The 793-nt window shown below is 44.0% G+C and carries 1 protein-coding gene; it reads left to right on the top strand.

The features are described 5' to 3' along the window. Positions 1–793 (top strand): IS110 family RNA-guided transposase (locus A4245_RS19405; RefSeq protein WP_067730993.1); only part of this gene is annotated, 793 nt, incomplete at both ends.

Raw genomic sequence — 793 nt, forward strand, 5'->3', positions numbered from 1 at the left:
AACTGGATACGGACTCTATCGACTTCTTAAGACGATGGATATTGCATGTGAAGTGATTGCGCCGTCGTTAGTACCTCATAAACCTGGAGATCGCGTAAAGACGGACAAACGCGATGCCATGAAACTCGCAGCACTTTATCGTGCTGGCGAATTAACACCTATTTATGTACCAGCAGAAGATGATGAGGCATTACGCGATTTAGGTCGAGCACGCGAGGATGTCAAGGAAGATGAATTAAGAGCGAAACATCGACTAACAAAATTTCTTCTCAGAAATGAAATCAAACCACCTAAAGGAACCAAAAAATGGACTGTGAAATACTGGAATTGGCTAGACAGTTTGAAATTTGAACGCTCTGCATCCCGTCTGACATTTCAGAAATATTTGCAGCAACTAAAAGAAGCCCAGCAGCGCTTGACAATATTAGAAGAAGAAATTGAGGAACAGGCCAAAGAAGGTGTCCACGCACCAATGATCCAAACCCTGATGGCACTACGGGGAGTGGCCGTCATCACAGCTACCAGTCTGGTTGCAGAAATCGGATCATTCAAGCGATTTCAGACTCCAAAACAATTTATGGCATACACCGGACTAGTACCAAGTGAAAGTTCCAGTGGTGCATCACGGAAATTAGGAGACATAACTAAAACAGGGAATCGACATGTGCGAAGGTTGTTGATAGAGGCGGCGTGGAGCTATAGGTATCAGCCTGCAGTCAAAGGAAAATTGAAAAAACGGCAAAAAGGACAACCAACTAATATCTTAGGGATTTCGTGGAAGGCTCAAAATCGC

It is taken from the genome of Oceanobacillus damuensis (assembly GCF_001618145.1).
Lineage (GTDB): Bacteria > Bacillota > Bacilli > Bacillales > Amphibacillaceae > Oceanobacillus > Oceanobacillus damuensis.